8 protein-coding genes are annotated in these 13,426 nt (G+C 44.3%); 1 reads left to right on the forward strand and 7 read right to left on the reverse strand.

What is annotated here, in order from left to right; translation table 11 throughout:
• Positions 1 to 67: 67 nt before the first annotated feature.
• A complete protein-coding gene (locus TBC1_RS06155; protein WP_062039826.1) occupies positions 68 to 3,874 on the reverse strand; it encodes a beta strand repeat-containing protein in 3,807 nt (1,268 codons plus the stop codon).
• A 73-nt stretch (positions 3,875 to 3,947) separates the two neighbouring features.
• Here TBC1_RS06155 and TBC1_RS06160 point away from each other — a divergent pair, with 73 nt between their 5' ends.
• A complete protein-coding gene (locus TBC1_RS06160) occupies positions 3,948 to 4,154 on the forward strand; it encodes a hypothetical protein (RefSeq protein ID WP_062039828.1) in 207 nt (68 codons plus the stop codon).
• Positions 4,155 to 4,447: 293 nt separating this feature from the next.
• Here the strand turns inward: TBC1_RS06160 and TBC1_RS06165 are convergent, their stop codons facing one another.
• The 6 genes from TBC1_RS06165 to TBC1_RS06195 form a co-directional block, all read right to left on the reverse strand.
• Positions 4,448 to 5,653, reverse strand: coding sequence for a T9SS type A sorting domain-containing protein (locus TBC1_RS06165; RefSeq protein ID WP_062039830.1), 1,206 nt, complete (start codon positions 5,651 to 5,653; stop codon positions 4,448 to 4,450).
• Positions 5,654 to 5,927: 274 nt separating this feature from the next.
• Entirely contained in the window at positions 5,928 to 6,449 is a 522-nt protein-coding gene (locus TBC1_RS06170; protein WP_062039832.1) for a hypothetical protein, read from the reverse strand.
• Between the two features lie 259 nt (positions 6,450 to 6,708).
• On the reverse strand, positions 6,709 to 8,490 hold the full coding sequence (locus TBC1_RS06180; protein WP_062039835.1) for a T9SS type A sorting domain-containing protein: 1,782 nt from the start codon (positions 8,488 to 8,490) through the stop codon (positions 6,709 to 6,711).
• 123 nt (positions 8,491 to 8,613) lie between these two features.
• Positions 8,614 to 10,467: a T9SS type A sorting domain-containing protein gene (locus TBC1_RS06185; RefSeq protein WP_062039837.1), complete on the reverse strand. Its 1,854-nt coding sequence runs from the start codon at positions 10,465 to 10,467 to the stop codon at positions 8,614 to 8,616.
• An 89-nt stretch (positions 10,468 to 10,556) separates the two neighbouring features.
• Positions 10,557 to 11,951, reverse strand: coding sequence for a T9SS type A sorting domain-containing protein (locus TBC1_RS06190; RefSeq protein ID WP_062039839.1), 1,395 nt, complete (start codon positions 11,949 to 11,951; stop codon positions 10,557 to 10,559).
• Complete coding sequence (locus tag TBC1_RS06195; RefSeq protein ID WP_082189504.1) at positions 11,948 to 13,420, reverse strand: T9SS type A sorting domain-containing protein; 1,473 nt, start codon at positions 13,418 to 13,420, stop codon at positions 11,948 to 11,950. The genes TBC1_RS06190 and TBC1_RS06195 overlap by 4 nt, the downstream gene beginning before the upstream one ends.
• Positions 13,421 to 13,426: the final 6 nt, after the last annotated feature.

Consider the following 13,426-nt stretch of genomic DNA (forward strand, 5'->3'; position numbering starts at 1 on the left):
CGGGACGTAATAACTGCCCGGTTGAATGAAACAGGTTATCTTATCATACTTATTGCAGATTTCTTTCCTAATCGGAGGGCGAAATAATCCCTGCGCTGTTGACGCTGTTGTTGTATGCGATAATGTAGTCCAGGAATTCGACATATCCATTCCCGTCAATATCTTCCAGCGAGATGCCTGAGTCGCTTTCTACATTCTTGTTATAAATAGAGATTACATCAACAAATTCGATATAGCCATCCTGTGTGACATCACCGGAGAAGAACCCCCATTTTGAGCCATCGCCGTTAAGGTCTTTCTGATTTGCGCCATAGGCTTGTCCGGCCGAATTTGTGTAATTATAGGAAACGATACTTTCGCTGAAACTAACAGGACTTGCGCTGACAGTTTCAATACTATTGCGATGCCTGACCGCCAGATAGTAATTCCCGTCGTACGCGGCAGGGATTGTAACGGTAGCGTTACCATCTGCAAACAAAAGAACCTCCGGTGCAGACACAATAACATCTTCGTAGTTGTCACCATCATGAAAATCAACCGTGATCTGGTCCGAAATTGTTACATCCCAGATAGCATTTCCATTTGCATCAAGCACAGGGTTCATTAATCCGCTTGCACTATTAAAAAGCCCTTCAAGCATTAATGTAAGATGTAAAGTTTTAACCGGGATTATCTGCGAACTGATGTAGATATTCCGCGACTGAACAGCTTCATTATTCATACAATAATACTGCCCCGTGAGGGCATCAGAAATGGGATTGAGGAAAGTAAGCACCTGAGTATTGGCGCCGGAAAAACCCGGATTACCGGTCAGATTGCCTGGTGGCCCCCACCAGGCCAGCCCCGAGCCAGAAAAATTGGCATCCAGCCTGACTGTCCCTGCAATTGGCGCCCCGTTAATCAGCATAATATTCTGATCTGTTGTTCCATCCAGAGTGGTCAGGGTATTAGCCCAGGTACCATTGTTATATAAATCGCCAAACACAGTGATGGTAAATGAATAAATATTATTCATAATAATTCCGTTGTTGTGGATATCACCCTGCACTTGAATTGTATAAGAGTTTAATCCCCTATTCTTTATCATTCCTTCATTCACAATGCTCCCTGAAAAAGCAACACCAATACCCGCCTGAAATACCCCGTGCAAAGTCACATCCGACAGAAAAACGGTGTTCTGACAATATGCACCTAAGGACTTAAAATGCAGGTCTGTACCTGAAACAGATGCATCAAGAAGATAACCATTCAGCACAGAAAGATAACCACCTTCGGGCAAGGTAACCAGACATCCGTTCAGATCAATATCCGTTCCGTCAAAAGTAAGATCGGTGGCTGCAACGATATCACCGGCTTCATTGTCGTTGATAAGTGCCACACCTTCAAATACCTTTGAGAATGCAAACAGATGTACTGATGTTCCTGTTAAAATAGTTGAAAGGTTTTTCCAGCTACCGTTATTAATCAAGTTGCCTGAAATGCTCAGATAAAAGTCGTATACATTGTTCTGAATTGTGCCGTTGTTGGTAAGATTTCCATTAATAGTCAACAGGTACGAGTTGATTGGTCTGTTCTGCAGGGTTCCGTAATTGATCACACTATTTTTGAAATTATGATTGTTCCCAAAAATCAATAATACACCATAAAGTTCTGTCTGAGGGGCATCTATAATCTGGTTATAAATGAAGTTACCACTGCCGGCAGTTATTTTCAGGGCAGGTGCGGTTGCTTTATACAAGGTGCCCGGGTTAAGACAGCCACCGTTCATGGTAATGGAATTCCCTGAAGTAAATTCCAGGGTATCTGAGTTCAGGGTAATAATGGTATTTGTAAAACTCAGGTTCGAAGTGGCCTGCAATCTTCCATTTGCACTGACTCTCTCGAAATAATATCCGCCGAATGGCTGTGACATGGAAACCGACTGATTGACAGCACCGTTCATGACGGTTGAACGGTTTGTCCACACCCCGTTGTTGATCAGATTACCGGAAATATACAGATACAGATCGTAAACATTGTTATGAATGGTACCGTTGTTGGTTACACTCCCGTCGATGAACAAAGCATATGAATTGTCCGGATAGTTCTGCAGGGTTCCGTTATTGATAATGCTGGTTTTAAAGTTGTGAGAACTTCCATAAACCGTTATGGTGCCATAAAACTCAGTTTCCGGTGCATCAATTATAAGGTTTTGAAGGTAAGTGCCTTCATTTGCCGTAATTCTTAATGCAGGTAAAGCTGTTTTATAAAGTATCCCGGGATTTATGCATCCTCCCGACAAGGTAATACCGGCACCAGTCGTAAACTGCAAGGTATCGTTATTGAGCGTAATAACGGTATTGTTAAAGGCGAGATCGGTCGCTGCGATCAATCTGCCTGCACCTGCCGCTCTTGTAAAGGCCTGACCGGCAAATGGCTGGGTCATCGATATCAGTTGGTTTGAATTGCCGTTGAGAATTGTTCCGTAATTGTCCCACACCCCGTTATTCTCCAGGTTACCCGAGATATTAATATAAAAACCAAAAACATTGTCGGTTACGGTTCCATTGTTGGTGAAATTGCCCGGCACCTGCAGTGTGTATGAATTGTTATTATAATTAAGTAATGTTCCATTGTTGATAACATCTGATTTCAGCGATACACCACTTCCGTATATAACCAGTGATCCGGCCAGTTGCAGCTGAGGGGCATCAACCATAAGACTACTAAAATATGTTCCGTTGTCATTATTCATTGCCAGGGCAGGCATTGATGATTTATAAACGACACCCGACAGTATACTGCCTCCGTTCAGCGTGACGGAAGTGCCGGTGGTAAACTCAAGCGTATCTCCGTTCAACTGGATTTCGGTACCTTCGAAATCAAGTGCTGAGGTTGCCTGAATCCGGCCTGAACCATTAATCCTTATTAATTCGGCCCCTGAAAAAGTCTGAGTCATTGATAATTCCTGGTTGACTGTTCCTGACAGGATGGTGCGGTAATTTGCCCAATAGGCATTGTTGACAACATTCCCGTTAATATTCAGAATGAAGGAGAAAACATTATTCAGTAAACTTCCGTTGTTCGCAAAATTTCCGTCCACGAAAAGTGTATAGGCATTGTTAGGGTAATTACTCAGTGTACCGTAATTGATAAAATTATTCCTGAAATAATTGCTGTTGCCATTGATTATAAGGGAACCATAAAATTCAGTCTGAAGAGAGTAAAGTGTAAGATTTGAAGCATAGGTTCCGTTGTCCGCCGAAATTTTCAATGCGGGCAACGACGATTTATAGATTACGGCATTTGAAAGATTTCCGGCATCAATCAGCAGTTGGCTGGTTCCCGTAAATTCGAGGGTGTCATTTAAAAAATTAATATTGGTCCCGGTAAAACTCAGATCAGAGGTGGCAACAACCCTTCCGGTTTGTGTACTTTTCAAAAAATTGGAAAGGGATAAGGGTTGTCCGGAAGATATCTGTTGATTTCCCGACCCGCTGAAGTCAAGAGTGGTATTTGACATGGTCCCTTCATTGGCCAGATTACCATAAACTTTCAGCGAAAGCCCATATCCGGCATAGTTTGAAATAATTCCGGTGTTTGTGAGGTTACCGTAAACATTGAGTGTATAATTATTACTTGAATGATTCTGCAAAATACCACCGAGATTAACCTGAATATTGTTACATGAATTTCCGTTCACACTCACCGTGGATTCAATGATAACATCGTCGGAGGCTGCCGGAACAATTCCTCCCAGCCAGGTGGAAGGAACACTCCACACCCCCCCGCCGGGAGCTGAAACAATCTGAGAATTTGCTTTTACAGGTATAAGTGCAAAGGATACAAGGACTGCACCCGAGAGAAAAACAAATTTTTTGAAAAGACTTTTCATGGCGTTTTGAATTAAAAATTTCCTTTGAGAAAAAAATATTCAGGCCTTATTTTCGATAAACCGGGAATCACAAATGTTCACCAATGCAATAACAATCGTTTCCGGCTGGTTCAATTACCACGAAAACGATAAATATCAACTATATACCCTCAGCGAGACGACTCTGTCAGATCAGATGCTTGCAGATAAAGGGCCGGAAGAGAATGGAGAAATGGAGATAAGGAAGAAACAAAACAGAGCGGGACAGGAGTGGTTGCCGGTCAATAGGCTTCTGCGTTAATGCCAACCGGGGTTATGCAGTCATCATACTAAAAATGAACATTCCAGCCGTTAAAAGATACTTATCTGTCTGCAGTCACAACTGTGACAATAACTTTAAAACCTGCAGGCAACTGATTTATTTTTAACGCCTTAAGAAAACTAAATATAAGGAAAAATCCCTTTGAATCAGCCTTGAAGATTAACCTTTAAGGTAATTTTAATACACTGAATCGTCTCTCAACTTCAATGACACAACAGCGCTTTAAAACGGGAAGATAATTTAAAGCGGAGTCCAGGCATACGTTATATGCTTTACCTGCAGATCAGCAACTTATGCGTTTCCCGCCAACCCCCCCCTTCAACCAGAATGAAATAGGCACCTGGCGGCAGATTGCTGACATCAAACGTCAACCCATCTGTTCCGGAATTGAAAATTCCACAACTTAACACGGTTTGACCGCAAAAATTCCTGACAGAAACCTTAAACTCACCCCTGCTACTTGAAGATATATTCAACGTTACAACTGTTGAAGCAGGATCAGGAAAAAGGCGCCCCGGCTTCTGAACCGGCATATTCAGGCCGGTGACCACACCCGAACCGGCATACCATAATCCATTGGACAAGGTTCCAAAGACAATATTATCGTTGTCCGCACCTACTGTATTGATCATATAGCCACCCTGAGGCATTCCTGAAGTAATCAGTCTAAAACTGCTGCTATCCCTGTGTTGTACATAACCTCCTGCATGGGTGGCCACATACAGATAGTCGCCATGGGCTGTCATATCAGTAATATACATGCCCGGGACCAACCCGGAGCCTGCCGGCGACCAGGTAAGGCCATTGTCGGTACTGTGGTACATCAGGGTAGCTGAAGCCGCAAATAACTCATCGTCCAGTTTTGCCAAAAGGTTCACTTCGTAAAGTCCTGTTCCGTAAGGCGACCAGGTAAGCCCGTCATCGGTAGAGCGGTAAAGGTAGTTTCCCGTATTTGCCAGCCCTGCCAATAAATCCGGGCCATTTTTCAGAAAACACCTGACCAGCTGATTTGATGCTCCCACATTGACAGCTGACCAGTTCTGTCCGTAGTCTTCGGAACGGAAAACACCATCCTCCGTGTTAGCCAGCAGGATATTCCCATCCGAAAAAATTGCACCTGCATTAAGGCTCGTAAGTCCATTGTTGACTGCTGTCCAGCTGTAACCCATCATGGTGGAACGGTAAACACCGTTTGCAGTGGAAGCATAAAACACGATATTGGCCCCTTCGACCGAGGATATGATTCTTCGGATATCGGAGGTGCCGATCCCGGTGAATGAAGGGTACCAGTCGGTGAAGTTTTGCGATCGCTGGATGCCATTGTCGGAGGTTGCTACATACCATATTCCGCCGTATGACAGCACATCGGTACTCTGGTTCGATACCGGCAGGGCAGACTGAGTCCACTGGGCCTGCAGTGAAGTACTTGCCATTATTGCCAGCAAAATGGTTTTATAAATGAGAAGAAGTGATTTCATGATTTTCTTTTTTAATGCTCAATGATGACAAAAATTTAAAATGATTGACCCGGATTATATGATTTCTATCATTCTTTTCATCTGAGCCTAACCTCAATTTAATTTCACAACATGATTAGCTCGCTCACAATCATTTGATAACAGGCAAACAATCTTACAGGGTAAATTCCGGCTATAAGGGGGACTGATGCCTGCTTAAATGTTGCATGTAAGAATTACCGGTGAACGATCCGGGTACTTTTCAGTTAAGATAAAACTAAAGTCAGCCAGTTGATTATTCCTGCAGCTTAGGGGATACCCCGATGCTCAGATTGCCTTCACTACCCATTAAAAAGACGGTATACTTTCCATTGTCTGCCGTGATGGAACCTCCCTTATCACCCATTTTCATGGTTACTGTTTCGAATCCCTTTTTCTTTAGATCGGCATCGTACTTATCAATGAAATCATCCTCAACATTTTCGTAGATAACATTCCACGATTTGGCTCCATCAATGATACTTGTCGTTACAGCTTTTACTTTTCCGTAAGTGAACTCGGGAACTTCGTCAGGTATTTCTCCGGGCCAGGAATTGGCTTTCCCGTCAAGCTCAACAGTATTGCCGCCCTGGGTGATCACAGCTTTTTCATCGCCGAGATCCACATCGGCATTGCTGCCTGTTTCGTTTTCAATGGCATCTTCCAACAACTCTTCGCTGGTTTTTTTCGATCTATCCTGACAGGAAACGATAAAACTGCAAAAAACAAGGATTGCAGAAAACAACCCGGTTCTGTTAATTCTTTTTGTTGCTTTCATAACAAAAAAGTTAAGTGGATAATTGGAAAATTAGTGATAAAATAAAAAAAGTCAGCTGTCATAAAAGAGGATTCATGAAATCAGACCATCCGCATAACTGATCCAGTGTGTCGGGTAAGGTACCCGGCAATAAAAGCATCACTGAATGATAAAGTTCGAAGCCTGTGACGGATTTTAGGATTTTCTGTTTCATGGTTAACTTCTTTCTCGCCACAAGTTGTGCCAATCCCGATAAATCGGGACATGTTGTGGTTAATTATCATATCTTTATAATCCTCTTCACAATCGTTTGATTTTCAATCCTTGTCCGAAGGAAATAGATACCGGCCGGCAGGTGGCTGATATTGAGTTCAATTTGTCGGGTGCCGGGTTCCGGATTATCGGATTTTACAACCTGCCCGAGAAGATCGGTAACCTTGCAACTTTGAAATTCAACGCCGGATTTCAAACATTGAACTTTGAAACTCCCATGGGTTGGATTCGGGAACAGCCCGATATCCGGCAGAATCAACGCTTCTGAACCTAAACTCCCGACAGGGGTAAAGTCCACCATGACCAATCCCGTTGAGTCGGAGCCATCGCGGATATCAAACTGCATGATTTCTGCAGGATCCGTATGATCCCAGACATTAAAGCGGGCAAAAAGTAACGGATACTGTTCGCTGATGGCCTCAACATACAAATCATAATTTCCGTTACCGGTAATTACATTCAGGCCGGGACAGGTATCCAGCCCGCCACCAAGATCAATGGGATTTCTGAGTACCCGGATCCCGGAACCAGCGTTGTCTTTGATGACATTACCATGAACAGGGCCGGCCAGACCATCCAGGATCATTCCATCTCCTCTGCAGTCTTTAATGATGTTGTGATGAACATCCTCAGCGCCCTTGCTATAGAAACCAGTATAAGATTTTTCGATTTCATTGTTGGCAAACTCCACTGTCCCTGCCTTACTGTAATATCCCATGTTCCCCCCTGTTATCCTGTTCCCGGCTACATACCCCCATCCGGAATAATTGAAAATTCCGCAAGTGCTTTCAGATGGATCAGGGGCAGCTGATTGTACTTCATCAATGATGATAGTGTTGTTCATGACATGCATCGGAGCTCCTGCGCTGGTTCTGATCCCTGAAACATTTCCCGTACAGGTAATGGTATTGTTTCTGATAGTGACAGACCTGCTTTTTGCAATGATCCCGGCCTTATAATCCTCATCGATAAATGCCGGGGAGTTTTCGTCGGAATTGATGGTATTGTTTTCAATAAATTCATCTTCAGTGAGATCGTAATTTCCACCGCTTTGATCCACAATTGCACCATTAAATATCCGGTTATTTGAAATGGTGGTTTTATTCGCAGCCGATTTGTCAAAAATACCGTATTGGATCTCGTTGTTATCGATCAGATAGGTATATCCGGCTCCGGATTTGATTTGAATATAACCGCAACTGTTACCGGTAACGGCTATTTCCGAAATACCTGCACCATGCCTGAACTCAATACTACCTTCTGTTCCTGTAGAATTATTTTCGATTATGAATCCATAATTAGCACCTAATAATGAATCAGGGGGAGGGATTCCAGCTGCACAACCTATCTCAATATACTCTGTTGAGCAGTTGCGTATTATGTTCCTGTCGGTGAAAGGGCCGGTATGGGCTCCCCTGATAAAATAAAACTCATCAAACCTGAGCTTTTCAAGACCGGTTGAAAGATTGCTGTCCTCCCGGTCAACCACAATCCCCTGAATGATCGTTTGACCGGCACCTTCACCCATCAGACTTACCCCAGCTTTGAGAAACAAGGTATGTGGATTCCCTGACCAGGAATCATCGGGAATGTATGTTCCCTGTTTGATCATCACCTGCCAACCTGGAGATGCTGCATTGATGCCTTCCTTTATAGTGTTGAACGGATGTTCCTGTGTCCCGTCTTCAATGCCGGTGTTGTTGGAGGCAGCAACGTAGATGGTTTGCTGACCAAATGAAAAATGGAATACGAAAAACGGAAAAAGTAAAATGGGGATGAGTTTTTTCATGACTTATTTTTTTTTACCACAACAGGCACATAGGGCACCCAGATTTCACAATAGAATTATATGTGCCTTCTATGTGCCTTACTGTGCCTATCCCGATAAATCGGGACATATTGTGGTTAATTATTATAACTTTATAATCTTCTTCACCATCGTTTGGCTATCAAAGCAAAACCGTACAATATATATCCCGGAAGAGAGATGGCTGATATCCAGTTCTGAAGTTCCGGAATTTCGGAACTCCGGAACCCGGGCTTCCAGAATCCTGCCAAAGAAATCGACAATCTCCATAACCGCCGGCAGCCGGCTGCCGGTTGAAAACTGAAAACTGAAAACTCCCCGGGTGGGATTGGGAAACATTATGATCTCCGGCAACGGATGTTCACTTACACCATATGACAATAGCGGCATATACAACACCAGCGCTCTCGCCGGATCATCGTTTGCATCATAAATATCATATTGACCGACTTCTGCTTCAGTACTGTGAGACCACACGTTATTCTGTGCCCAGATGGTGTCAACAAAACCGGAAAGAGTTTCCACGTAAAGGTCATAACCGTCGTTATCTTTGATGACGTTAAATCCTGTACCGGGTTCATCCAATCGCCCCATGGGACAGTTTCCTCTTGTGCGGATACCGTGTCCGCCGTTGTACCTGACGATATTGTAATTCAGTCTGATGGAATTTGTATCAGCATATTCAGACTTGTAATCAAGGATCATCCCGTCTCCGATACAGTACTCCACCCTGTTACTATCGACATCTCCCGAAACTGACTGCAGATATAAACCATAATGCGCCCCATCAATCTCATTTTCATTAAATCCATGCGAAGCGATGGCCGATAAGTATACCCCATAGGCGCCGCCGCTGATCCTGTTGCCTTTCATCCCTCCGAATGATGTCGATCGCACATGGATAGCGCAAACAGATAACGTATCTCCATCTAAAGGCAAGCCGGAGGGTTCAAAATACGGGAGGGTGATGGTATTGTCCTCAAAATAGCCACCGGCTGTAGTTTTAAACCGGATGGCTGCTACCGAGCCATCGGTGTGGATTTCATTTTCTCTGATGACGATATCCCCGGCGGTAGCCTGAAAATGTATACCACCGTTTTTAAAGTTATTATTCCCGATAATTGATTCAGACAATGCCACATATTTGGCCGAAGGCGAACCGTTCTGGATATCATTCTCCGTGAACCGCAGGCCGCTGTGTGAGACCGCTCTTAACCGGATCCCGCCTCCAATCGTGTTACCGGATATCACATCAGGGTATGAGGCTGTCGATAGCACGATCAGGCTGTCGGATACAGTATTGTTTTGGATGAAGATGGTATCGGATTTTGCAGTTGTGATTACGCTCAGGCTTCCTGCCACCTGGTTCCCTTCAAGCCTTATTAAGCCCTGGGAAGAGGTGCTGCTGATCCACAGTCCACCGCCGGTTTCACAATTTATGACCTCCCGCCTTGCCGCACAGGCAGCGCTTCCAATGTGAATGCTATCATCAACGGAGCAGTTCTTTAATAATATTCGACCGGTTTCGCTAACCGATGGGGTGTGATCATTCAGAACTTGCAATCCGCAGTCTTCAATAATCAAAGGGGTCACCGAATAACCGCTGTCATTGTGTATAACGTTCCGGCACCAAAGATTCCTGATGAGCACAGGCATAGAGTCAAGCTTTGAGGATAGTATAAAAATTCCCTGAACCAGGGTAGAAGCAGCAGATGTTCCGGCGATGGAAACACATTTCTCAACCAGCAATGTGTCTTCAGGATAGTTACCAGAAACTATCGAGATAGAATCACCGTTCTGTGACAACTGCAATCCTTCAACAATGGTATTAAAGGGATTTGCCTGTGTGCCGTTCTCGTTGCCTGTATTGTTGGAAACATCGACGTAGATGATTTGCTGCGCAAATGAAAAATGAAAAGCGCAGAACGCTAAATGCAAAATAAGGATGAATCTTTTCATGGCTTGTTTTTTTTCACCACAACAGGCATATAGATTACACAATAAAATTCTATGTGCCTTCTATGTGTCTACTGTGTCAATGCGGTTAATTATCGTAACTTTATAATCTTCTTCACAATCGTTTGATTTTCAATACACAACCGCACGAAAAAGATTCCTTTCCTTAACCCGGATGCTTCATACATTACCTTGTGTTCGCCGGGTAATTGCACCTCATTTACAAGGATTGCTGCATTCCGACCGGTTATATCATCGATGACAAGCTGCACATGCCCTGGTTCTTTCAAATGATACTGAATTGTTGTTGAGCCGGAAAAGGGATTCGGAAAAAGCCTGAGCTGTAGATCATCAGGATCGTGATCCTCAACCGACAGGGCTGTTTGCCATCTGGCGATGTATTTGGCTGTTTTATTTCCTGCCTTGGTAAACCGGCCACCGGCATAAAGGTTATTTCCGTCGGCATACAGTGCTTTCACCCATTGATTGGTGCCACTTCCAAGCGACGACCACTGACTGCCATCCCACATGGCGATGTTGTTGACATTCAGCCCTCCTGCCTGTGTAAAACTTCCGCCGGCAAATAATTTATCACCAATAACTGCAAGTGTATACACCGGCCCGCTTGTTCCACTGCCCAGGGGAGACCATTGCGAGCCATCCCATCTGGCTATATTATTGACGCTCACGCTCCCTGCAACAGTAAATCCGCCGGCAACATACAGATCGTTTCCAATCAGGGCAAGGCTGGTCACAACACCATCACCGCCACTGACGCCTCCTCCCAAAGCCGACCAGGATGAACCATCCCATTTGGCAATACTGCTAGCATCCACGGTTCCTGCCCTGGAGAATTTGCCCCCGACATACACATCATTATCATCTGTTTCAATAGCAAACACATCCGGTGTGTAATAATCTGACAGCCATAAGCCACCACCTACAGCATGAAACTGAGTCCCATCCCACCGGGCTATTCCATAAAGATCTATCCCGGCGGTAGCGATCATTCCCCCTCCCAGATAAAGTGCATCTCCGGCTGAAGCCAGACAGTCAACCTGGTAATCTATCACACTGCCGGGCTGAACCCATTCAGTACCGTTCCACTTCGCGAAATGCTTCATAGCCTGCCCGTTCGATTTGTAAAAGATGCCACCGGCATAAAGCGCTGAATTGAAGAATTCCATGGCAAAAACGGCATTCTGATCAAATCCGTGGCCGATGGGCGACCAGCTTACCCCGTCCCATTGGGCAATGCGGTTGATATTGTTACCGCCGGCTTTGGTAAATTCACCCCCGGCGTATAAAATGCCGTCTTTTTTCACAAAACAATTGACGTCGGCGTTCATGCCCGAAGTGCCAAATGATTCATCCCAGTTTTCATCTCCTGAAATCGGGCTTGCCTGATTTTGCGGGCAGACGTTGAGGCAAATGGACATCAAAATAGTCTGCACAACAGCGATCATTGCAAATAAATTTGTCTTCATAGCCTGATGATTTTTTTCACAATTATTTGGTTTTCAGACTCTATTCTAACGAAGTAGATTCCAGGGGGGAAGTGTGTGATGTCCATCAGAATGCTGGCGGCACCCCGTTCAGATTTGAGTTTTTCCCGGATTTTCCCTGTGGGATCAACGATCTCAACCTGACAATCCGGATATAGGATATTGGATAATAAAATCTGAAATTCCCCCTGTGTCGGGTTTGGCATTATTTCAGCACTTATCCGGCCGGGTTCATCAAATCCCTGTGCCTCCTGCTGCGACCAGGAATAATAATCCCGGGTGCTGAGCACAAACTGCTGCACATGTACGATCCATTTGTGATACGAATCGCTGTGCCGCCGGTTTAATGAATCGAATGTGTAAAGGTGCATGTTTACCCCTTTCCAGGATGCTGATCCGGCATCCCATTGCGATAGCGCATCTTCGACAAGCAGGGTATCCTGAATATATTCATATGCACGCATATAGCCAGGCTCCCATTCACCAAAGTCATTACCGCTGTATCCGGTGTTTCTCAACATTCTGTTAAACGCATTATAGGTCATTTCAGCTTTTATACTCGGCATCCATGTGACTGTATCTTCGCCAATGCGGTAATATTCATACAGGGCCATATTCCCGGCTTCATCCCAGGCCCAATGATCCTTCTCCAGTGGAATCCACTCTTCGATTGATTCCTCGTATTTCCAATACCACGACTGAATTTTGCTATGGTGTTCATCCCAGGTGGGTTCTTCCTTTACCATATAGTACCACAGTTGTGTATTGTGATTATAAAAGAGCCTGGTTTTCAGAATCATATCGCCGGTTGTATTGTACTCATAGTCATACCTTAATTTAGGATAAAAAACTCCTGTTCCATCTTCCTCTTCCCATTCGGTCACCCGTTCCGGAAGTCCCTCAGGATTATATTCATATAAAATGTATGATGTTGAATCCCAATGCTGTCCCAGGTTATTCCATTCGAAATTCACTTCATTCGTCAGCCTTTGCTGATTATCATAGTAATTCAATATTCTTCGATAATTTATCCAGTCGAAAAGGGAAAGACTCCAGCCATCGAAGTATGATTCGGAAACATTGCCTTGGGCATCAAATACATATCTTTCCCTGAAAAGGCCTTTGTAAGCCATGGTTTCGTTTTCCCAAAACAATACTGCCCACATGGTCTGCCGGTCCTGACCATCATACTGCCATTTTTCAATGCGGTATGGCACCCAAAGATTCAGGGCCTGTTCCCTGACGAATTCCTCTTTCTGTATGGTTCGCTTTTGCTCATCATACCGATAGGTTGTCCGGAAAGAGAGAATTGAATCGCTGATGCCGGAAAATTTCCAGGTGATTACTGAATCGAGCACCTCGGTTTGCGGATTCTCCCGCCACATCTGACCCCATATGGAAAAGGGTAACAGAATAAGCACTGCCATCGCAATTGTAATTGAGTTTTTCATGTCCTG

The sequence above is a fragment of the Lentimicrobium saccharophilum genome (genome assembly GCF_001192835.1).
Taxonomy (GTDB): domain Bacteria; phylum Bacteroidota; class Bacteroidia; order Bacteroidales; family Lentimicrobiaceae; genus Lentimicrobium; species Lentimicrobium saccharophilum.

Bases quoted from the DNA above. Each gene is read 5' to 3' on its own strand.
- TBC1_RS06155 (WP_062039826.1), bottom strand. From the start codon at position 3,874: ATGAAAAGTCTTTTCAAAAAATTTGTTTTTCTCTCGGGTGCAGTCCTT.
- TBC1_RS06165 (WP_062039830.1), bottom strand. From the start codon at position 5,653: ATGAAATCACTTCTTCTCATTTATAAAACCATTTTGCTGGCAATAATG.
- TBC1_RS06190 (WP_062039839.1), bottom strand. From the start codon at position 11,951: ATGAAGACAAATTTATTTGCAATGATCGCTGTTGTGCAGACTATTTTG.
- TBC1_RS06185 (WP_062039837.1), bottom strand. From the start codon at position 10,467: ATGAAAAGATTCATCCTTATTTTGCATTTAGCGTTCTGCGCTTTTCAT.
- TBC1_RS06160 (WP_062039828.1), top strand. From the start codon at position 3,948: ATGTTCACCAATGCAATAACAATCGTTTCCGGCTGGTTCAATTACCAC.
- TBC1_RS06195 (WP_082189504.1), bottom strand. From the start codon at position 13,420: ATGAAAAACTCAATTACAATTGCGATGGCAGTGCTTATTCTGTTACCC.
- TBC1_RS06170 (WP_062039832.1), bottom strand. From the start codon at position 6,449: ATGAAAGCAACAAAAAGAATTAACAGAACCGGGTTGTTTTCTGCAATC.
- TBC1_RS06180 (WP_062039835.1), bottom strand. From the start codon at position 8,490: ATGAAAAAACTCATCCCCATTTTACTTTTTCCGTTTTTCGTATTCCAT.